Genomic DNA, 21,674 nt, shown 5'->3' on the forward strand with positions numbered 1-21,674 from the left:
GGATTACCTTTCCTGTGTCGATGTGAGAGAGGCGGACGCGGCAAGCGATTTGACCTCAGTCGAGGCGTTCACCTCGCGGGTATTGGCAAATTGTTCGTGGTTCTGCGCCACGCGGCTAAGGTCATAGAGATAGTTGACCATGGTGCCGCCGGACTGTGCCCGACCCTTGTCCGACGTATCGGCATCCGCATGAACCGCATGAACCAGCGCACCGTTGCCAAGATGGAACCGCGCCACCGGGTCGAAAGGCATGTTGCCCCGGCCCTTTGCGTTCAGCAGGTAATGCGCTGCCAGCGCCTTCATCTGATCGGGCTTTTCGACGTCCCATTCGGTGTTTTCCTGCGTCAGCCACTTGGTCAGACCCGGAATGGGCGACAGGGTGACAAAGGTTTTCAATCCCGACAGTTCCGCCGCCAGATCCGAGGCCACCTGCTTGATCAGCGAGTTGCCGAACGAGATGCTGGCCAACCCGGCCTGACAGTTCGAGATCGAGTAGAACACAGCCGTATCCGCCTGATCTTGCGGCAGCGGATCGCGGTCTTCTGCGAGCAGCGCCTGGACCGAGCCCGTGATGCCTTGGTTCAGCGCCACTTCGACAAAGATCAATGGCTCATCGGGCATTGCGGGGTGGAAGAAGGCGAAACAGCGCCGGTCGGTTGGCTCGAGCCTGCGGCGCAGGTCATCCCAGCTGTCGATGGCGTGGACTGCCTCATAAGCAATGATCTTTTCGAGAATATGCGCCGGGCTTTCCCAGTTGATCGGGCGCAGCACCAGAAAGCCACGGTTGAACCAGCTGGCGAATAGATGCCGGAAATCCAAATCCAGCGCCTGCAGTTCAGGCTCCTTCCCGCCCAGTCGCAGCAGATCGGCACGCATTTGTACCAGCGCGCCGGTGGCACCGGGCACCCTGTTCAATCGGCGGATCAATTCCTGTCGGGCCGGTTCCACCGCAGCTGCAAAGCTGCGATAGGTGGCTTTCGAGGGGTCGCGTTCGTATTCATCCAGCGACGACCGAACAGCCTCGGGGTCGATATTCATGGCCAAGGCGATATAGCGGAAAAACTCCAGCTTGTCGTCATCACCCATAGTGTCGAACCGGGTCAGGATTTCCTCGGCCAGCGCCAGCCCCGAAGTCTCGCCCGCTGACCCGACCAGAGCATCGGCCAGTTCGGTCAACGGGCGGCCATCGAGGGCCGCCGCGCCCGAGCGGCGATAGCGCCGCTCGAACACGGTGGACAGAAGATCCGCCAGCAGGGTCATACCGCCGCTCCCATCACTAGGTCAGGCAGCCAGGTGGCCAGACCGGGGAACAGGCAGAGCAGGACAATCGCAATTACCATGCAGGCTACGAAGGGGAGGGAGCCTGTCAGGATGGTCTTCAGCGAGATGTCGGGCGCGATGCCGTTGATCACATAGAGGTTCAGGCCGACAGGGGGCGAGATCAGGCCAATCTCCATGTTGATGGTCAGTACGACCGCAAACCAGATCGGGTCGAAGCCAGCGGTGGTGATGATCGGCAGCAGGATCGGTGCCGCCATCAGGATCACAGCGACGGGGGGCAGGAAGAACCCGGCGATCAGAAGGAACACGTTGACCGCACCCATCAGAACCCAGCGGTTCACATCCAGCGTACCGATCCATTCGGCAATCGCCTGCGTGATGAACAGCGAACTGAGCATGTACGAGAACACACCGGCAGCGGCGATGATGAAAAGGATCATCACGCTTTCCTTGGTGCTGTCGCGCAGCACGACCCAGATGTCCTTGGGGTTCCACAGCTTGTAGATGATCATTGCGATCAGCAGGCAGAGCAGGGCGCCAACGGCAGCGGTTTCCGATGGCGTGGCGATCCCACCATACATTGCATAAAGCACGCCCAGAATGATGCCGAGGAAGGGTAGAACCCGCGGTAGGATCTCGAAACGTTCGCGCCAGGTGTAGCTACCAGACCCCAGACGGGTGGCGTCACCGGATTTCCAGGTCGAATAAAGCGACCAGGCCATGAACAGACCAACCAGCATCAGGCCGGGGATCACGCCGGCCAAAAACAGGCGACCAATCGAGGTCTCGGTGGCGATGCCGTAGACGATCATGGTGACCGAGGGCGGGATCAAGATGCCAAGCGTACCACCTGCAGCGATGGAACCTGCGGCAACGCCGTCGGGATAGCCGCGCTTGCGCATCTCGGGAATGCCCATCTTGCCGATGGCGGCACATGTGGCAGGTGAAGATCCGGACATGGCTGCGAACAAAGCGCAGGCGCCAAGGTTGGATACGACCAACCCTCCGGGTACACGGGTCAGCCAGCGTTCCAAGGCTTCATAGAGGTCAGCTCCGGCCCTCGTCGACGCAATGGACGCCCCCATGATGATGAACATCGGGATCGACAGAAGGGCAAAGTTATCCAGCTTTCCGAACAGAATCTCAGGCATCAGTTCCAGCGAGCGCGGACCGTCGAAGACAATCAGAAACCCGGCTGAAACGATCAGCAAACCGATGGCGACCGACACGCCCGAAAACAGAACAAGGATGGTGGCGATGGCGACAATGGCGCCGAGCAGAAGGGGATCCATCGGCTTTACTCCAGACCAAAGGGTTTATCGATACCAAGCAGGACGGCGACGAGGTCAGCGATTAGCTGAAGCAGCAGCAGTCCAAAGCCGACCGGGATAGACAGGTAGGGAATCCACAGCCGCACACCCCATACGGTGTCGGATTTCCAGCCACGCTCCCATGCGAAGTGCCAATACTCGTAGCCGTAGAACAGCATGACCGAGACGATGGCGATGGACAGGGCCGAGGTCAGGATCGCCATAAAATAGCGGGGGCGCGGGGCCAGCGAGATCGGGATCAGGTCGACATTCACATGCCCGCGCAGGCGTTGCACATAAGGTAGACCGACGAGGGTGGCGGCGATGACAAGATAGATGACCGCTTCGGTTTGCCAGATGGTCGAACCATTCAGGACAAAACGCACGACGATCATTTGGCAGGTGATGGCGACGGCAGCAACGATCATGGCTGCGGAACACCATCCGGCCAGTGTTGAAAGCGCAGCGACAAGACGAAGGAAAGGATTGTTCCCGGTATGGGAAGCAACGGCAGAGCTATGGCCAGCCATTTGCGTCTCCTAGTGATTGAGATGCAATTAAGTCTGAAAGTCAGAACTGAGATCAGTGCCGGGCGGCAGCGGGGCCGCCCAGGCGAGAGAGGGTCACTCGACCGCCAGAGCCTTGTCCAGCAGCTCCTGCCCGTCCGGCACTTCTTCCACGAAAGCCTTATAGGATGTTTCCTGCGCCAAGGCGCGCCATGCTTCGAAGTCTTCCGCGCTCATTTCTGCGATCTCGACGCCCGCTTCGGCGAAGACTTTGGCTGAGTTTGCGTCTTGTTTCTTGGCTTCTTCCAGATAGTAGGTCTGTGCCTTTTCAGACGCGGCCAGCAATGCAGCTTGTTGATCTTCATTCAGCCCGTCGAAGGTGGATTTGTTCATCAGCAATGGCTGGTACATGAACCACAGGGCAACGTCGCCCGCTGGCGTGTAGCAGCTGACCTGTTCGTAGATTCGATAGCTGACAAAGGACGATGACGAAGTGTTGGCCGCCTGCAATACACCAGTCTGCATCGCGTTGTAGATTTCCGATGACGCCATCGAGGCGATCGAGGCATCGGCCCCGGCCAACATCTGCTCAAAGGATTTACCTGCTGCGCGGGTCTGCAAGCCTGCGATATCTTCGGGCTTGGTGATGCACTTATCCTTTCCGGCAAAACCACCGGCCAGATACCCATGGACCAGAACCATCACGTCATCCTCGGCCATCTTCTCTTCCAACGACTCCATGAAGGGAGATTCGGAGAGACGCGCTGCGTGATCGTGGTTTTTCACCAGACCGGGCATTAAAGTCAGGTTATAGGCGGGCTGCTGACCACCGGCATAGCTGAGCGGCAGAACGGTCATGTCCAGCTGACCTCGGCTGAGCGGCTTGTACTGCTCGCGCGGTTTGAACAGAGATTTTGAGCCGAAAATCTTAATCTCCAGATCAACATCGGCGGCGGCAACCTCATCGGCCACGATCTGGGCGACCTGGTGACGGATGTCCTTGTTGGACCACTGGTGCGACAGGCGCAGCTCTTTTGCGGATACAAGCGTGCCAGCAGATACAAGCGCTGCTACAGCAACGGCTGTCATAAAAATGGTTTTCATTATTTCCTCCCTGGTTCGACCCGGCGTACCGGGGTCAGGGTATGCTTAAGCCGGTTCTGTTTTTTAGTCAACTTTTTTGTATACAAGATCATTGCTCTTGAATTTTTCGTAGATTGAGTCCTATACATAATCCTATGGACTTACGACTTGCCGATAATATCGCCCAGGAACTGGAAGAGTTGATCTTTGACGGTACATTCTCAGATGGCGACCGTCTGGATGAGGTCAAACTGGCTGAACAGTTTGGAGTCTCGAGAACACCACTTAGAGAAGCATTTCAAAGACTTGCGCTGTCAGGCTTGGTCGATCTCATTCCACGCCGTGGTGCTTTTGTGCGACAGCCGGGTCCGGTCGAACTGATGGAGATGTTCGAGGTCATGGCCGAGCTCGAAGCTGTCTGCGGCCGACTTGCCGCCATGCGTATTTCCGAGGACGCCCTGAAAGATCTGACGGACGCCAACACGAGATGTCAGCAGGCCGTCGATGCTGGTGATCCAGACACGTACTACCTCGAAAACGAACGGTTTCATCGCATTATCTACAAGCAGTCCGGGAATTCGTTTCTGGAACAGGAGGCCTCCAAGCTGCATCGGCGCCTCAAACCTTTCCGGCGGCAACAGCTTCGATTTCGTGGCCGCATGGCGCAGTCGATGTCCGAGCATGAGGACATCGTTCGCGCTCTTGAGGACGGCTTGGCGGACGATACTGCCAACGCCCTTCGTTCCCACGTCGCCGTACAAGGCGAGAAGTTTCATAACCTGATGGCATCGCTAAAAAACACAACCGAGCGATAAGAGGGCGGGAGTTCACCACCTCCAGCCACGCAGCCCAATTCTATTCCAGCACGGGGAAATGCCATGTGACAGGAATGGCATGTTTCAGAACGCGGTTGTTCGCCTCACATTCAAAATATCGCATTGAGCAGCGGCGCGGTTCTGGCACAATTGCTACGGCAGTCAAAACGGTAGGATTATCGGCTATGGAATACTCTTGGATTGATGAGTTCAAAGGTCTCAGCCACCTACCGGATACTGTGCGCGCTGATCTGATCAGCGGTAGCCAGATCGTCAACGTTCCCGCAGGAACGCAGATATTTGCGCCAGGCCAAACGGCTGACAATCTCTTGCTTCTGTTGCAGGGAACCGTCCGGGTTCAGCAGAAATCTGAGACCGGGCGCGAGGTGTTCCTCTACCGTGTTCATGCCGGTGAAAGCTGTGTGCTAACCACGGCTTGTATGCTGGCCTTTGAAGACTATTCCGCCGACGGCATTGCCGAGACAGACGTTTCAGCGGTAGCTATCCCGCGCCAAACGTTCGACGATCTGGTTGCGAAATCCCCTGTGTTTCGCGAGTTCGTCTTTACAGCGTACTCTCGCCGGATCACCGATCTCTTTACTTTGATCGACGATATCGTGTTCAAGCGTATGGACGTACGGCTGGCTTCGCGGCTGCTAGAGCTGGCAGGGGTAGGCGAGACCGTACACGCAACGCATGCAGTGTTGGGTACAGAGCTGGGCACGGCGCGCGAAGTGATCTCGCGTACCTTGGCGGAATTCCAACGCCGTGGCTGGGTGGAACAGTCGCGTGGCGAAGTCTGCCTGACCGACCGCGAGGGGCTGGAACGCTTGGCAAGATCGGCGACGCCCGAGGTCTGACTTCAAACTTTGAATTTATTTGGTTCGTTTGGTGACCATGTCACCAAAGCTGTGATCCGCGCTGTGCAAGTGTCAACTCACTGATTCCCGACGGAGTGTGACATGACCACAAATATGGGCAAACTTGACCGCGCATTGCGCATTCTGATTGCTGCGATGCTTCTATACATTGCTTTGGGCACGAGCGTGCTGGGGGCCGGACTCCTGTTCTGGCTGGCATTGATCGTGGCGGGTGTGTTCACCCTCACGGCCTTTGTCGGCAACTGCCCGCTTTACCGCTTCGTTGGCCTCAAGACATGTCAGGACTGCTGATGATCGAGACAGCATTTACCCCTTGGGCGTCGCTGACGGGCGGCGTTCTGATTGGAGTGGCCTCGGTTCTGCTGATGTTGCTGATTGGGCGCTTGATGGGGGCAACCGGTGTTTTGGCCGGGCTGTTGCGGCCTGCATCGTCCAGTGATTTTACTTGGCGCGCTGCGTTGTTGGCCGGCATGGCAACCGGCCCCTTGGTGGTGTGGGTAGTGTCTGGGCAGATGCCTCAGGTACAGGTGCCGGTCTCCACTGCCGCGTTTGTTCTGGGCGGTGTGATTGTCGGTGTCGGTGTGACCCTGGGCGGCGGCTGCACCTCGGGCCACGGTGTGTGTGGAATGGCGAGACTAAGCGTTCGCTCGATCACAGCCACAGCAACGTTCATGCTGTTCGCCTTTGCCACCGTTTTCGTCACACGCCACGTTTTCGGAGGATAAAGCGTGAAACTCATCTCAACCTATTTGATCGGTCTGGTCTTCGGTGTTGGAATCTCGCTTTCCGGCATGGCGAACCCAGCCAAGGTGCTGAATTTCTTCGACCTGTTTGGTGCCTGGGACCCGTCCCTGATCTTTGTCATGGGAGGTGCACTGATAACCACCTTTGTCGGCTACAAGATGGTCTTCGGCCGCGCCGCACCCGTGCTTGAACCTGCGTTTCATTTGCCATCGGCGCGAAAGATCGACGTCAAGCTCGTCGGTGGGTCCGCCTTGTTCGGCATCGGTTGGGGCATCGCCGGATTCTGCCCCGGCGGCGCATTGCCCGCACTGGGCACGGGCCGATGGGAGGTCTTTGCTTTCGTCGGTGCCTTGATTGTGGGCATTTCCCTCGCCAAGGGCCTGCAGGCGGCGCTGGCTCCTGATTTGCAAACAGATACCTGAATTGAGACCCGGAGGAGACAAGATATGGCCACTTACCCCGTAAACATGGCGATCAAGCCAGAAGTATTTGCGTTCTTTGACGCTGCAACGAACACGATCAGCTACATCGTGAAAGACCCGGATTCGAGCGCTTGCGCGATCGTCGACAGTGTCATGGATATCGACTACGCGGCCGGGCGTATCACTTTCGACCACGCGGATGAACTGATCCGGACTGTGATCGACAAGGGCCTGCAGCTGGAGTGGATTATCGAAACCCATGTGCATGCCGATCATCTGTCCGCCGCGCCGTATATTCAGGAAAAACTTGGGGGCAAGATCGGGGTCGGCTCCAAGATCACCGTGGTGCAGGACACGTTCGGCAAGGTCTTCAACGAAGGGACCGAGTTTCAACGTGACGGCTCGCAATTCGATGCGCTTTTCGAGGATGGCGACACCTATATGATCGGGAATATGCAGGCCTATGCCATGTACACGCCCGGACATACGCCAGCCTGCATGGTTCATGTCATGGGTGATGCGGCTTTTGTTGGGGATACGCTGTTCATGCCCGATGGCGGCTCCGCCCGCGCCGATTTTCCGGGCGGCGACGCAAGCGTTTTATATGACTCGATCCAGAAAGTTCTGGCATTGCCGGATGAAACGCGTCTGTTCATGTGCCACGACTATGGGCCGAACGGGCGCGATATTGCCTGGGAAACCAGCGTAGCCGAAGAAAAGGCCCACAACATCCACGTTGGCGGTGGCAAGACAAAGGAAGAATTTGTCAAGTTCCGCACCGAACGTGATGCAACGCTGGCGATGCCAAACCTCATTATCCCTTCACTGCAGGTCAACATGAGAGCAGGCGAGGTGCCCAAGGATCCCGACGGCAACCCGATGCTCAAAGTGCCTGTAAACGCCCTCTAAAGGGCCAGAAGGAGAGCAGAGATGGAGTTTCGCACGTTATCACCCAAATTCACCGTCAGCCCTCAGATCTCGGTCGAGGATGTCGGGACAATCGCTGCGCAAGGTTTCCGCGCGATCATCTGCAATCGGCCGGATGGCGAAGGGGTGGATCAGCCCTCGTTCAAGGAAATCGCCGCCGCTGCCAAGGCCGCGGGGATCGACGCCCGCTATGTTCCCGTGCAATCAGGCATGGTGAAAGATCAGGATGTCGAGGCGTTTGGCGCAGCACTTGAAGATGTGCAACGCCCGGTTTTTGCCTATTGTCGCACCGGGACACGCTCTGCCACGCTTTGGTCTTTTCACGAGGCTATGAAACGGCCGATTGCCGAAATCCTGACAGCCACCAAGGCAGCGGGCTACGACATGAACGGCGTGGCCCGCCGGATCGCAAATGGCGGCAAGACCCCAACAGATACGGGCGACGCCCATTTTCAGGTTGTTATCGTAGGCGCGGGGGCAGGGGGGATCTCGGTCGCTGCCAGTCTTAAATCGAGGCAACCCGATCTGGATATTGCCGTCATTGATCCGGCAGATGTTCACTACTACCAGCCCGGTTGGACCATGGTGGGCGGCGGTATCTTTGATGCCCAGACGACGGCCAAGACCATGGGCAGTCTGATCCCCAAAGGCGTGCATTGGATCAAGGCGGCCGTCGCTGCATTTGAGCCCGACAACAACGCTGTCGTTCTGGATGGCTGCCGAGTGGTGAAATACGACCGACTTGTCGTCTGCCCGGGTCTGAAGCTGGATTGGGGCAAGGTCGAGGGGCTAGAGGAAACTCTTGGCCGCAACGGCGTAACCTCGAACTATCGCTATGATCTTGCACCATATACGTGGCAGTTGGTGCGTGAGATGCAAAAGGGCAGGGCAATTTTCACCCAGCCTCCGATGCCAATCAAATGTGCCGGTGCGCCGCAAAAGGCCATGTACCTGTCCGGCGATGCGTGGTCTCGGCGGGGCGTATTGAGTAACATTGACATCCAATTCATGAACGCGAGCGGAGTGCTATTCGGCGTCAAGGACTATGTCCCGGCGCTGGAGGACTATGTTAAAAAATACGACGCCTCGTTGAATTTCTTCCACAATCTCGTTGCCATCGACGGCCCCGCAAAGACGGCGGTGTTCGAGGTGACCCAACCAGACAATGAGCCGCGCAAGGTCGAAGTCTCCTTTGACATGATCCATGTCTGCCCACCGCAGACCGCTCCGGATTTCGTACGGGTGTCACCGCTTGCGGATGCGGCTGGGTGGGTCGATGTCGATCAGGCCACGCTAAGGCACAAGAGCTTTGACAATATCTGGTCCCTGGGCGATGTGATGAATGCACCGAACGCTAAAACAGCGGCGGCAGCACGCAAGCAGGCGCCCACCGTGGCGGATAACATCGTGGCTGACATCGCAGGTCGGTCTGCTATGGCGCAATATGACGGCTATGGCTCGTGCCCGCTGACCGTCGAGCGTGGCAAGATCGTTTTGGCAGAGTTCGGTTATGGCGGAGCACTCAAGCCTAGTTTTCCCCGCTTTCTGTTAGATGGCACAAAACCCAGTCGTTTGGCGTGGTTTCTGAAGGAAAGCGTGCTGCCGCCGGTCTATTGGAAGGCAATGCTGCGTGGCAAGGAATGGATGGCGCATCCTGAAAAACTGAGCGTGGTCCCGGAATAGTCCTGCGCATCGGAAGACCTCAGATGATCAACCACCTTCGCCGATTGGTCCCCGTTCTGGATTGGGGCCGGAATTATACGCGCGGCGCATTTTCCAACGACCTGATTGCGGCCTTGATCGTGACGATTATGTTGATCCCGCAATCGCTTGCCTACGCTCTGTTGGCGGGATTGCCGCCCGAGGCTGGCATCTACGCGTCGATTGTTCCGATTGTGCTTTATGCGATCTTCGGGACAAGCCGCGCGCTGGCAGTCGGGCCGGTGGCCGTGGTGTCGCTTTTAACCGCCACCGCGATCGGGCAGGTGGCGGAGCAGGGCACTGCAGGGTATGCCGTCGCAGCGCTGACGTTGGCCTTTCTGTCTGGCGCGTTTTTGGTGCTTATGGGCGTGATGCGGTTGGGGTTCATGGCCAATTTCCTCAGCCACCCGGTGATTGCGGGGTTTATCACAGCCTCCGGCGTTTTGATTGCGACCAGTCAGCTCAGGCACATTCTGGGTGTCGATGCGCATGGGCACACACTGCCTGAAATGGTCGGATCAATCCTTGCCCATTTACCTGAAACAAATTGGGTGACGCTGGCAATCGGCAGCCTTGCCACCGGCTTTTTGTTCTGGATGCGCAAGCACCTCAAACATTTTCTTGGGTTCTTGGGGGTAGGGCCGGTTCTTGCCGACATTCTGACGAAAGCCGGGCCTGTCGCCGCCGTGGTCGCCACAACTGTTACTGTCTGGGCTTTGGCTCTAAATGCTCAAGGGGTGCAGATTGTAGGGACGGTGCCACAGGGCTTGCCTCCGTTCACAAGGCCTGATCTTTCCTTCGATCTTGTAGGAGAGCTGATCGCTCCTGCGGTTCTGATTTCGATCATCGGATTTGTTGAAAGTGTCTCGGTCGCGCAGACACTGGCCACAAAGAAACGCCAGCGGATTGATCCGGATCAGGAGTTGATTGGTTTGGGCGCGGCCAATCTGGGGGCAGCGTTTACCGGGGGCTATCCGGTTACGGGTGGGTTTGCGCGTTCGGTTGTCAATTTTGATGCCGGAGCGGAAACACCGGCTGCCGGTGCATTCACTGCCGTAGGGCTAGCCGTCGCCGCCTTTGCACTGACCCCGTTGGTTTACTTCCTGCCCAAGGCCACTTTGGCCGCGACGATCATTGTTGCCGTCCTAAGTCTTGTGGATTTTTCAGTTCTGAAAAAGACATGGGTCTATTCTCGCGCAGATTTTGTAGCGGTCGCCGCCACCATTGGCCTTACGTTGGGGTTGGGGGTCGAGGTGGGGGTTGCCTCGGGCGTGGTAACCTCGATCCTGCTGCACCTTTACAAGACTTCGCGCCCGCATGTGGCCGAGGTGGGGCTTGTGCCCGGCAACCAGCATTTCCGCAATATTCTACGTCACGAGGTTGAAACGATCCCGTCCATAGTGACGTTGCGCGTGGATGAAAGCCTGTATTTCGTCAACGCGCGGTTTCTGGAAGATCTGATCCAGCATCGTGTGCCTGAAGGAAGCAATGTCAGTCATGTGATCTTGATGTTTTCTGCGGTGAACGAAGTTGACTATTCCGCGTTGGAAAGTCTTGAGGCGATCAACCAGCGCTTGTCAGATATGGGCATCGGTCTGCATCTGTCCGAGGTCAAGGGGCCGGTTATGGACAGAATAAAGCGATCTCATTTCCTCGATCAATTGAACGGTCGGGTATTTCTATCGCAATATGAGGCTTGGATCACGGTCGGCGCGCATGACAATGGTGTTGAGACAGTCCGAAACTGCTCGACGCTGTAGATCTGTCAGCCTCTATGTCCTCTTGAAGCGCCCCGCCTATGACCCTTATCGCGAATGTTTAGCAGGCAACAAATGGCGTCCACTAGTCCCCGACGGGAGTGTCTTTCGTCGACATAAGTTAGTCGCATTCCCATACCGTTTGTATGAAACAGACAATCGTTCGTCAGTTCATCAAACGGGTTGCGCCCCTCTAAACTACCGAGTTTCGAGCAGAGCTCCCGCGCTTTCTTAAGCGGCATCAACGAAATAATCTCTGAACGCAACGTATCATCCTGAAGCGTAGCAGCTGGATCCAACATCTTAACCGCGAGTTCGGTTAGTTTGCCGGAATCACTGAAACCAGGCTCCAACCCGTCCATGACCTCGAGTATTTCGTTGGGTAGAAGTGTCTTGATCCTCTTCGGATTCGCTAGTCTTAAAAGGCTAGAAAATGCGAGACCTGGAGCATCCAGATCGATGTCCGCAACGGATGGCATAGTCTGCTGGCCGACCTTATAGTATTAGTTTAAGTGCTTGCCTGACAACTTATGGCAGATTTTTGCAACGACCTGCCACCTTCTTGGGTTAGGGAAGCTTTGCGCGCCTTTTTTAGCAAGGGGTCAACGTCAGGCCAGACCATGAGGTTTTAGCTTTGCGCAAATCTATGCCTAAAGCGTCCAATAAATAACATAATCATTATTATTAGATAATCGATAGAGAAAGCGCCTATTTGTTAAGTTCCCTTAAAAAGGAGACTCCAATTTTGGGACTCGATCAACAGAGAAATTCCAGAACCCTGGCCCTTCAGATTGGAAGCGCGAGCCTGGCGATGTTGAGGATGTGTTGTTCAAACCGGCCAAAGGTATCGCGGTACATCAACTCTCGGATTCGATGCATAGGTGATGCTCCTGAGTCGAATCCGTATCCTTCAACTTTATCTTCGAGCATGCAAATCACGATTGCTAAAGCCTTACGACTTTCCACCAGATGACAGATGTGACATGGCTGCATCAACTGACGGGTTGCGAAGCCTAGCTTGGCCGGTGATGGAAAATGCGCGCTGTCGAGCACATCAACCGGACGCAGGTCATTTGGTTTTTGAGTGCTGAGCAGAAGATCGAGTAGTCCGCGGAACTCGGAGACAAGGCGCTGTCTCTTCGATCGCACTGTCCTCTGCTTCATGACTTTAAGTAGGAACTGCTCATAGGAGATGATCTGATCCCAAACCGTTTGGAGCGTTGCATCGCCATTCCAGTCATGGGCATGTTGGTCGGCAACGAAATCACATCCTAGCCGGGGCTCTTGCGGAATATCGCGCCACTGGCACCTTGGATGGGGTGGCCCAAGAGGTGGCGCTTGCCATCCTACCCGACACCGGCGGTCACCACACCTATGCAGACGGCGAGCAAGAGGCATTCCACACGGAAGTTCAGCGATTGGCTTAGCTCTCCCCTGACGAGCGCGAGGCCTATGCGCGGGTTTATCTTGAGCCCGCGCTGGAAGTACCTGGCGGTTTCTGTGATCTGCATATCCTGCAGCGCGAGCCAATGCTCAACCACCTCAGAGCCACACTTCCGCTTGAATGGCTTCGGCGATTTTCAGGACTTGCGATCCATACCCTCGAAAAACTCTTCGAAATGACCGCGAGTTTTGGAGATCGCGAGGCCCTCCTTTCTCTGATCCGAGATCGCAGTGTCGCCCTGGGATAGGCATGCTGCCCCATCGGCACGAATAGCAGCGGCAACTTTGGTTCATGCGGGATTTTTGGTTTGCCGAAGAGATCAACCCCGAAGTCTGGGACTACGTGAACCGGGAACCCAACCTGGTCTTCTGGTTGGAGCGTCGTCGGGACCGCGGTCAGCAGGGAGATGACATTTGGTCGACGCTGTCGGCTGAGAAAATTGAGCAACTGCAACTTGCATATCGCCCGCATTGGCCCGTCGTTCCTCTTCCGTCGAGCTGGGGCACCGGAAGTCCAAGGGGAGAGACAGCCTATCGCTACCTCAGAGATTCTGTTTGGCAAATCGGCCGTGATGAGCCGAGCGTCGCGCTGCAGGTCATCAAAAGACCTCTCGCAAAAGACATCATAGCTCCATCCTATAACGATCTTCGTAGCATCCGGGCAGAGCTGCGAAGCAGATCCGCAGTGGCGTCTGCCACCGCGGCGTGTTCGCCAAATGTAATGCGTTGTTGGTCGCTCTTGCTTGATCGACCACATAATCGGGGTGCCTTTTCTAAGATATTCCTGAAAGGCTTTTCGGCAAACGTATTGATCGACTATCATGGGAGCCTGAGCGTAGAAGAAATTCAATGAAAGCTTCCGCCACTGCAGTTAACAAGCTGATAACCAATAACAAGCTGATAACCAACCGTACGCTCCAGTCAGGTAGGACCCATCCGCCTTATTGTTCGTAAAATCCACGCGCCCCAAATGCCTCGAAATCGGGCCGCCCGGACACGTGCCTTGCTCGAAAGCTTTACAGTTCCCGGATGTAAGGTAAAACCCGCCGCTTGCAGGTGACTAATCTGCCGAAAAAGCCAATGAGTTCCGCGAACCAGTCATACATGCGTCACGCAGCATCAGTGGTTCTGGGCTCTCCTGACACATTCGCCGCGATCTGCACCAAAGGCTGGTTTGTATGGATCGACATTAGCTGCACGCCTTATGAACAGGTAAGACGCGGGACAAGGCCGCTTTTGGACTCGGCAGCATGGACCGCTGCTGCCGGCCCAAGGCAGCTGTCCAATTTCGACGGGAAACCAGCAATGACCGCAAGCGGGGCAACCCATGACCGGAATAGCCATTTCCTTCCATCGCGCAGATGCCATCCAAGATCCTAACTTCTCTCGAAACTAGTTCGAAAATGGTTGCTTGAATCCTCTCTAGGGTGCAAAGCGAAGGCGTATTCGACCAGTGACTGTGTGATCCATAAAAAAGAAAGCGGCGGTTCTTCTGTGTTCTTAAAAAAACTTCAATATCGGCGGCTATGCAAATGAAAGTGTTAGGCGACTGCAAAAACCTAGAAAAGGTAAAGTTCTTCATTTTTCTAGGAGCATTCCTTTGTCTTTTGACTATGCGGAGTTTGATCGGCTTAGATTTCACAGACGAAATCCAATACTATTACCAAGCCATTGGACTCGCCGAAACGAACCGTTTCTTTTCTAATGATCTGTATATCCAGCAACTTGTTTATGTTTTCGTTCTCCCGTTCTTTAAGGCGTACCTTTTCGCGTTCGGTGACACGGGTATTATTTTGTTCGGACGAGCGCTCTGTGTGATCGGGTTAATTTTTCTTTGCTGGTTTTGTTGCCGCAGGCTTGTCGGTCTGGGTCTAGAGCCCTCCAACGCACTTCTGGCGGCGGTCGCATTGAGTTTTGCGGTAACCCACCATTCTATTTTTGCTGTTAGTTACAACACAGTAGCTCAAGCGATGTGGATTGTTTTTGCTTTACTCTTCGCATCGCCCAAGACCGTCAGGCCGTGGTGGTGGGCCGCTACGATTGTGGTGGCCGGCGTAGCCTATCCTGTCGCCGGTTTGGTAATGGCAGCAATCCTATTGATCTACCTTTTGGTGTCCAAGCAGTTTGATCCGCTTCTCCGAGTGATCGGTTTTGGGTTGCTTTTTGGTGCGTTGGGATTGGCTGTCATACTTTCGCTTACAGATTTTGAGGACGTTATGCGTTCTCTACGGTTTAGTTCAGGCTTTTCAGTTGGAAGTTTTTGGACAGATCGCGAAATGCAACGCGACTATCTTGCTATCCTTCTTTTGATGCTTGCTGCTCTTTTTGCGCCCGCCCCGAGAGGATTGCGAAATCTCCTCTTGGTTGTCCTGTTCTGTCTGACCTGCCTGTTCCTGTTTGCTATTGTGCACGACATCCTTGAGTTTCGGGCCGCTGGTTTGCCATATCCCGGACCTAGAACTGACACCTTGGCGGGATGGCCTGTGCTGTGCGCTGTTGCACAATTCACAGCGCGGACTGCAGCACGTTCTAACGGGTCCAGCGAGTGGCCAATTCGAGCGGTGGGCATTGTTGCTATTTGCCAGTTCACGGCGTTCGCCGGAACAAGCAGCGGAGGCGTGATCGCGGGTGTTGCCGCGATGATGATCCTGCTCCCAATTGCAACTGCCCTTGCGACATTGGGCATACGGGCTGAGCGTGGTGTGGGGAGATGGATGCCCCACGCGCTGCTCTTCGGTGTCTTATCGATCTACCTGACACTTTGGCAGCTCACGCCCTATCGAGATCCTTCGACATTTTTCGTGGGACGCAGCTTTACCGACGTGAGCATCTTCAAAGGCATCTTGGTAAGTAACGAGAAAGTGCCGGTGATTGAGGCATTTCAAAAAGAATTTGACGGGAAGACCGAAGGACAAGGAGGCCTTATTCTGAGCGGTTTTCCAGGAATCTATGCCGTACTGGAAGCAAAGCCCGAAACTTGCATGATCTACAATCATTTCGTCAGCGACCCCCAGATAGCTGGCGCTCTGATTGAGTGTATTGGTTCAAAGTCTCCAAAGTTTATTTTAAACTTGGAGGACCACGCGACTTTGGAGGAGCGCACTCGAACCAAAGAGGAGATCACATCGCATATTGCAAAGGCCAACAGTTTGGAGTGCGAACGTGGTAGTGTAGAGTTTGAAGCGGTGTTCCCAGGAATGTCCGATGCCGTCGCATATACCTTCTGCCAGTAAGCGAAACTGTTTCGCCAAGCCTCAAGAAATTCAGATTTACGTTATGCCGAAGAGAAGTTTTCTATCTTCTCAAAGCCAGGATAGTCACATGCGCGTCATCGCAACCTTCCAGTTAAGGGCCGCGTTCCTCGCCCGGAAGCCATCGCTTGGGGAAAATGACGATCTTGTCGGTGTTGTTGTTCAGCAGGCCACCCCAGCAACCGAAGCTGGAATTCGAACTTACTTGAGGTGTGCATTGTGAAACGAGAAACAAGTCGAAGTACCTATTTGCGCCGCTATTAACGTCTACACATCTCGACTGAACTGAAGGAGGTAGCTTGGGTGCAATATTTTTTTGCCCCAATCGATCTCGGCTGAAAGAAGAAGACCTTGGCCTCTTGAGTCTCCGAAGATGCCAGAATTCTTTCTATCGCCGCACGGTACTAGTCAGTTTTGAGCATTGCCAAACCGATGGTCACGTAGTTACCTCCTCACACGGGGACCGCGATCGACTGTCTAGCCTCCTGTTCTTGGGCCACTAGTCAGTCGGTTTCTCTAGTAAGGTTTCTGGAACTGGTGGACGCCTGATGAGGGCGGGTGTGATTGTATTGCTTGAGCCAGTTATTGATGACGATCTGGGCCTACTTGGTCGTCGTGAACCGCTCCGAATTGAGAGTTTCTCGACGCAGCGCCCTATTCTTGCATCACTTGGCCCGTGGATTTCGCGCAATCACTACGACATTCCAGCATAGCCAGCGCAGCGGCGGAAGAAGCCTCATCAAGAGCGTGTCAAAGCGCTCCAGAGGCGTGTAGAGCCGCTCCCAATTCGGCGCCTCTTGCACTACGGCTTTCCAGTATCTTTCCTTGTTCGGATCGCGTCGCTGAAAAACCGCCATAATAATGAAGATCACAAGGGTTGAAAGCCAGTAAAACCGGGTTTCGCTGCGTTCAAAGTGCTTGGTGATATTTGCGACGTCAGCTCTGGTGAGTGGATGCTCGTCGTCCGTTCGGACCTCCATGGCCATCCGACGATAAACGTTAATGACCGGATTGTAGGCAACAGGATCCCAGCTGACAAATGTGCCGTCTTCCTTGAGATGGGGCAAGGCTTGCGCGAGGGTGGCATCAATGTCGACATGGTGGAGCATATTGCCCGCATAAATCACGTCGAATTTTGCGTCCTCCGGAAGTCCAAGCGACTCGGATGACGCAACATGGGTATTGATCGAAACCCCATTGATCTGAGCCAGTTGGCCGGCAGCCTCGCACATTCCTGCAGATAGATCAGAGGCAGTCACCTCAGCACCGAGGGTCGCGAAATAGACGCTCACCTCGCCAAGTCCGCACCCTAGATCAAGCACCGTTTTGCCCGATAGGTCCCCAAGTTTTTTTGCGATGTGCCGCATCTCCGGAGCCGTGCAGGCTTCGTTGGCAAGCCTTACATCAATCTTGGACAGATCCTCGCTGGCGGCCCAAGCATCGTGAAACTCGCGTTCCGCTTCGATCCGGGCTTTTTCACCGGCCTGTTCCTCAAACCCTGAAGCAATACCGACCTTCACAAGTACATTGCGAAAAAAGTCTTCGTTTTCGTCTTGCACTTTGTCGTTAGCAAATCTGAGACCTGCGGTCTCTTGTTTGCTGATCGCAATTTCGTTGTCGCCGCGCTTGTAGAGGACTGCCTCGTTCAACGCTACGCGTTCGCAGAGACCCGGATATGAAGGGTGGGTGATGACCACATCTCCGGCGTCGTATGCAAATTCAAGCTCGTCCACGAATATGTCCCATGCCGAGGAAGCTTTCATTCCTTGCGTCATGGGATGCTTTTCGGCTTCGATAAGGAAACGATACTTGAAAGCCTCAAAACGGATCTTTTTAGGCACTTACTTGAGCTTTCTTTTCTGGGAGCTGACGGGATTGCGGTCTCTCGCGTTTTTCATTACGTATGCGCTCGGCTTTTTCCAACAGCTCTTCGTAAGTAACAGGCCATTTCTTCTCGGGCGGTGAAGTGAGAAATGTCTGAACCCTTTGCAACTTGGCAGCCATGAAACGCATGGAGATGGTTATCTCGGGATAACTGCCATACATGCAACCATCGCATTCACTGACCACTTTATGCACTTCCTTGCGGAAAGCGGCTTCTCGGTAGGTTTTTGGGAAATGCGGGTCGTATGCGGGATACTTCGTCGGCAAACGGAAATCACAGCATGGTGCAAAGTTTCCGTTCGGTAGTAGCGCGAAATACAAGTTAGGTGAGTCGCAAACACCTTTGTTCTTGTTTCTCCACGTGGTCGCCTCGCCGCGAATAAAGCGCTTTATATCGTCGATATACTGATCGCTATCATAAAGCAGAAAACCCTCTTTGCGCATTTTGCGAATTCGATCGAGCAACTTGTCCGCTTCGCCCAGTTCTTCGGGCCGGAAGCGCAGGCTTTGGTCAAACGTGCGAAACCCGCGTGGGCGTCCGAAACTGCTGACATGGGCCGGGACAAGCGACGTGAACCACGAGATCTCTGTCCCGAAGCGAACTACATCTTCGATGTCCGACAGGTTAGAGGGTTGCATCACGCATCCTAAAGATGCGAAACTGTTGTGCTTGGGAAGATACTGCGTGAACGCCGCGATCGCCTTTAGGGCTTGGTGCCAACTTTCGTCGAAATCACCATTGATGCGATCTTGTTGCGCACCATGCAGGCTGTCGAGCGAAATCGAGATATCTCGACCGCCAGCCTCTACGGCCTCAGCAATACGGTCTTCGGACGCGAAGCCGTTGGTCTGCATCCGAACATGAACGCCGCGGCTTTCGAAAGCATGGATGACCTTGGCAAGGTCGCGGCGGGCAAACGGCTCACCTCCAGTAAGAAGCACGATAGCGACGCCCATCTCAGCGAAATTGTCCGCGATCCGTTCAACTTCGTCGATTGTCACTTCGCGCACATCTGCATTCGCGTAGATAATATTGCATTGTTCGCAGGTCAGGTTACAGCGAGCAGTGACATAGAACTGCACATAGACCGGCGCATCCTGAAGGAGTGCGGCGCGCGCTAGGGTTTTTTTCGAGAGATCTGAGAACAAGGCCAATACCGTTCGAGAAGAGTTCTTATCGCGAAGTTCAATATGAGCGTGCAGCCGTTTGCCACAAACTTCGCAGTGAGTAGGGATAAACCAAACTTCAACGACAATGTCCAGATGATCAAAGAGCCCAGCAACATGATAGCCACGTTGTTGGTTATAGTGAATAGCAAATCCAAATGACGTGGAACCGGCGTACCTCGAAACACTAACCTACGTATAAGCAGAACGTTTACTGATGCACCGATCAGAAAACCCACGGCATTTGCAGGTAGAATAGGCCAGCCAAGCTTCGAAAGGGCGAGAAACACCAAGACATCGGCAGTAAACCCGACAGTCACCGCGCAGAAGTAGCTGAGAAGCCTCTCAAATGTTGATCGTACGCTTAACAACATAGAGTGGTCGGCCTTTGATTTCGTCAAACATCTTGGCAACGTAAGTCCCGACAACCCCAATTATCAGGATCTGAAGACCATTGAAGACCAAAATTGAAATCAGAATTGAGGTAATACCTGGAACAACCGTTGTTGTGAAGAGCTTAAGGCAGAGCAAGCACACGCCGCTGAACGCTCCAATTCCCAACATAAACAATCCCAGGCGAACGACTAGCAAGAGAGGCTTGCTCGAGAATGACGTAATTGCATTGGTCGCAAGACCCAACATCTTGCGAAGTGGATATTTAGTCGTACCCGCACGTCGTTGATCACGGTCATATTGAAACGCGTACGAGGTGAAACCAACCCATGGCACCATTCCACGAAGGAAGCGATTTCGTTCTCGCATGTCAGAAAGAACGATCGCCACGCGCCTGGAAATCAGTCGAAAATCGCCAGTGTCATTTGGGATCGGGGTGTCAGAAAGTGCATTAAGCAGTCGGTAGAACGCAGAAGCTGAAGCCTTTTTGAACCAAGTGTCTCCTAACCTTTCACGTCTTTGGCCATAGACTACATCATATCCTTCCAACGCGATTTCATACATTTGCTCGATTAATTCCGGTGGGTCCTGAAGGTCGCCGTCTATGATAGCAATATAATCGCCCCTTGCGGCGTCAAGCCCAGCTGTGACCGCGACCTGGTGGCCGAAGTTCCGACTAAGTTCGACCAGCTTCACGTGCGTATTCAGCGCGGCCTCTGCAGCGATTATTTGGCCAGTCGTGTCAGAAGAACCATCGTTAACCAAGACGAATTCCAAATCAGCTCTCTTGGCCATGCCATCTCTCAGAGCGTTCAACCTCTGAAGAGTCTCAACTACACACAGTTCTTCATTAAAAACTGGTATGACCACTGAAATTAACTTTTGTTCGCTTGAAGTTGTATCGGCAGCGTCGCCTGCCGATTTACACTCCGACATGCCATGTGAAACGTATTGAGTCGAAGAACTAGAGTTCGCCAATAGAAAAACCTCGTTTTCGGCTTGGTTACCATTGATTCGCACTATGAAAAAGAGGCAAAGAACCATTTTCGAACCAGTGCCAAGAGAAACCCGAAAGGGTAGCTGTGCCACGGCAGGAAACGGCTACGCTGGTCTCGGGTTGCTTCGTTTTCGGTCGTTGCTGGTTTCCCGGCGGAGTTCGAAAACGGCTTTGGGCTGAGAGCAGAAACCTGCAATGTCTTTTCAGTTTTGAGCCAGCCCAAATGCTCTCGGATGTCCGCTCCGCGAGAGCGTTAGAGCAAGGTCAAATGGCTACCGCACCGCAGGGTTTTTCGCACGGTTCTATAGTATCAAAAGAAGGAGGTACTCCAAGTTGAAAGTACTTACTAGCATACTTCTCATTTCAGTCAGCTTTGCTCTCCCGGCAAAAGCGCAGAGTGAAGATTTTGCACCTCAAGTCGTAGCAGGGGAATCGATTTAACTAGCCGAGACAGACCGATTGCGTTGTGAACGTTGCCGTGGATCCGATGGCTCGGCGGAAGCCGAAGGAAGAACGTTCGCGACCGAAAATAACATTCTGGGCAGGACAGCACAAAAAATACAAATCCCAGTAGTGGCTACGCCCATGATGTGGAACTTTATGCCGAGCGAAGAAGAGCTGGAGCAGGTTGCGCGACTACCTACAGTCCAACACGGAACAATCTGTAATGCAGCGCACCGACAAACGTAATTCCGGGTCCGCCCCCCGCGCTTAGCTTTTGGGCAGGGCCGGCGGTCATTTAAAAGCCCGCATTGGGCTCGTTCCCGACATTCTCGGCGCATTAAACGAAGGACTGCTTCTCGATCGCTCGGCCAGAAAATAGTGAAATCTGGAGTCTCAAAAATTCAAAGCCTTAAGTAACTGATTTTGATTCAACCGCAGTCTCACAAATTAGGTGATCCGACACTATTGTCGGAGCACCAAAATAATGGGACTTAAATGTTGAGACTCGTCCCCTATTAAATTCAACACCCTGTGTTTTTTGCGCTTTTTGAGCGTTTCAGCGGTTCAAGCGCTTCAAGCCTGCGTCAAACAGAAAGCAATTGAGCCTCTTTGCAACCTGGAAACAGGCGCTGTGTGTCTTGCTAGGACTTGGCCGATCGGACAGAACA

General features: G+C 54.4%; 19 protein-coding genes. 10 read left to right on the forward strand and 9 right to left on the reverse strand.

Features of this window, described 5'->3' with window-relative positions:
* Window positions 1–3: 3 nt before the first annotated feature.
* From ACR0NO_RS20975 to dctP, 4 genes are all read right to left on the reverse strand, one after another.
* Entirely contained in the window at window positions 4–1,260 is a 1,257-nt protein-coding gene (locus ACR0NO_RS20975) for a malonyl-CoA decarboxylase (protein ID WP_480725444.1), read from the reverse strand.
* Window positions 1,257–2,573 carry a TRAP transporter large permease gene (locus ACR0NO_RS20980; protein ID WP_170463731.1) on the reverse strand — a complete coding sequence of 439 codons (1,317 nt, stop codon included), beginning with the start codon at window positions 2,571–2,573 and terminating at the stop codon, window positions 1,257–1,259. The genes ACR0NO_RS20975 and ACR0NO_RS20980 overlap by 4 nt, the downstream gene beginning before the upstream one ends.
* Before the next feature lie 5 nt (window positions 2,574–2,578).
* Window positions 2,579–3,121 (reverse strand): TRAP transporter small permease, encoded by a 543-nt coding sequence (locus tag ACR0NO_RS20985; RefSeq protein ID WP_170378218.1) that lies wholly within the window; start codon window positions 3,119–3,121, stop codon window positions 2,579–2,581.
* A gap of 93 nt (window positions 3,122–3,214) precedes the next feature.
* Entirely contained in the window at window positions 3,215–4,186 is a 972-nt protein-coding gene (gene dctP, locus ACR0NO_RS20990) for a TRAP transporter substrate-binding protein DctP (RefSeq protein WP_480725483.1), read from the reverse strand.
* A 149-nt stretch (window positions 4,187–4,335) separates the two neighbouring features.
* On the opposite strand from dctP, the gene ACR0NO_RS20995 reads away from it, so the two are divergent.
* From ACR0NO_RS20995 to ACR0NO_RS21030, 8 genes are all read left to right on the forward strand, one after another.
* Complete coding sequence (locus ACR0NO_RS20995; protein WP_480725446.1) at window positions 4,336–4,995, forward strand: GntR family transcriptional regulator; 660 nt, start codon at window positions 4,336–4,338, stop codon at window positions 4,993–4,995.
* 185 nt (window positions 4,996–5,180) lie between these two features.
* Window positions 5,181–5,855 (forward strand): Crp/Fnr family transcriptional regulator, encoded by a 675-nt coding sequence (locus tag ACR0NO_RS21000; RefSeq protein WP_480725448.1) that lies wholly within the window; start codon window positions 5,181–5,183, stop codon window positions 5,853–5,855.
* Window positions 5,856–5,957: 102 nt separating this feature from the next.
* Window positions 5,958–6,167 (forward strand): YgaP family membrane protein, encoded by a 210-nt coding sequence (locus ACR0NO_RS21005; protein WP_480725450.1) that lies wholly within the window; start codon window positions 5,958–5,960, stop codon window positions 6,165–6,167.
* Entirely contained in the window at window positions 6,167–6,601 is a 435-nt protein-coding gene (locus ACR0NO_RS21010; RefSeq protein ID WP_480725451.1) for a YeeE/YedE family protein, read from the forward strand. Before ACR0NO_RS21005 ends, ACR0NO_RS21010 begins: the two co-directional genes overlap by 1 nt.
* A 3-nt stretch (window positions 6,602–6,604) precedes the next feature.
* A complete protein-coding gene (locus ACR0NO_RS21015) occupies window positions 6,605–7,042 on the forward strand; it encodes a DUF6691 family protein (protein ID WP_170681112.1) in 438 nt (145 codons plus the stop codon).
* Window positions 7,043–7,066: 24 nt separating this feature from the next.
* Window positions 7,067–7,951, forward strand: a complete 885-nt coding sequence (locus ACR0NO_RS21020; protein WP_480725453.1) for an MBL fold metallo-hydrolase — start codon at window positions 7,067–7,069, stop codon at window positions 7,949–7,951.
* Window positions 7,952–7,972: 21 nt separating this feature from the next.
* Window positions 7,973–9,652, forward strand: coding sequence for a bifunctional protein tyrosine phosphatase family protein/NAD(P)/FAD-dependent oxidoreductase (locus tag ACR0NO_RS21025; protein ID WP_480725455.1), 1,680 nt, complete (start codon window positions 7,973–7,975; stop codon window positions 9,650–9,652).
* A 23-nt stretch (window positions 9,653–9,675) separates the two neighbouring features.
* A complete protein-coding gene (locus ACR0NO_RS21030) occupies window positions 9,676–11,430 on the forward strand; it encodes a SulP family inorganic anion transporter (protein WP_480725456.1) in 1,755 nt (584 codons plus the stop codon).
* 783 nt (window positions 11,431–12,213) lie between these two features.
* Here ACR0NO_RS21030 and ACR0NO_RS21035 read toward each other — a convergent pair.
* Entirely contained in the window at window positions 12,214–12,591 is a 378-nt protein-coding gene (locus tag ACR0NO_RS21035; RefSeq protein ID WP_480725458.1) for a hypothetical protein, read from the reverse strand.
* A gap of 571 nt (window positions 12,592–13,162) precedes the next feature.
* Here ACR0NO_RS21035 and ACR0NO_RS21040 point away from each other — a divergent pair.
* Together ACR0NO_RS21040 and ACR0NO_RS21045 are read left to right on the forward strand one after the other, a co-directional pair.
* Window positions 13,163–13,723: a hypothetical protein gene (locus ACR0NO_RS21040; protein ID WP_480725459.1), complete on the forward strand. Its 561-nt coding sequence runs from the start codon at window positions 13,163–13,165 to the stop codon at window positions 13,721–13,723.
* A 673-nt stretch (window positions 13,724–14,396) separates the two neighbouring features.
* On the forward strand, window positions 14,397–16,103 hold the full coding sequence (locus tag ACR0NO_RS21045; RefSeq protein ID WP_480725460.1) for an ArnT family glycosyltransferase: 1,707 nt from the start codon (window positions 14,397–14,399) through the stop codon (window positions 16,101–16,103).
* Window positions 16,104–16,786: 683 nt separating this feature from the next.
* On the opposite strand, the gene ACR0NO_RS21050 is transcribed toward ACR0NO_RS21045, so the two are convergent.
* The 4 genes from ACR0NO_RS21050 to ACR0NO_RS21065 are packed head-to-tail and all read right to left on the reverse strand — an operon-like array spanning window position 16,787 to window position 20,609.
* Complete coding sequence (locus tag ACR0NO_RS21050; protein ID WP_480725461.1) at window positions 16,787–17,962, reverse strand: class I SAM-dependent methyltransferase; 1,176 nt, start codon at window positions 17,960–17,962, stop codon at window positions 16,787–16,789.
* A complete protein-coding gene (locus ACR0NO_RS21055; RefSeq protein WP_170668139.1) occupies window positions 17,955–19,154 on the reverse strand; it encodes a radical SAM protein in 1,200 nt (399 codons plus the stop codon). Before ACR0NO_RS21055 ends, ACR0NO_RS21050 begins: the two co-directional genes overlap by 8 nt.
* Complete coding sequence (locus ACR0NO_RS21060; RefSeq protein ID WP_480725463.1) at window positions 19,124–19,546, reverse strand: GtrA family protein; 423 nt, start codon at window positions 19,544–19,546, stop codon at window positions 19,124–19,126. The genes ACR0NO_RS21055 and ACR0NO_RS21060 overlap by 31 nt, the downstream gene beginning before the upstream one ends.
* Window positions 19,518–20,609, reverse strand: coding sequence for a glycosyltransferase family 2 protein (locus ACR0NO_RS21065; RefSeq protein ID WP_480725465.1), 1,092 nt, complete (start codon window positions 20,607–20,609; stop codon window positions 19,518–19,520). Before ACR0NO_RS21065 ends, ACR0NO_RS21060 begins: the two co-directional genes overlap by 29 nt.
* Window positions 20,610–21,674 lie beyond the last annotated feature (1,065 nt).

It is taken from the genome of Ruegeria sp. CL3, assembly GCF_056536505.1.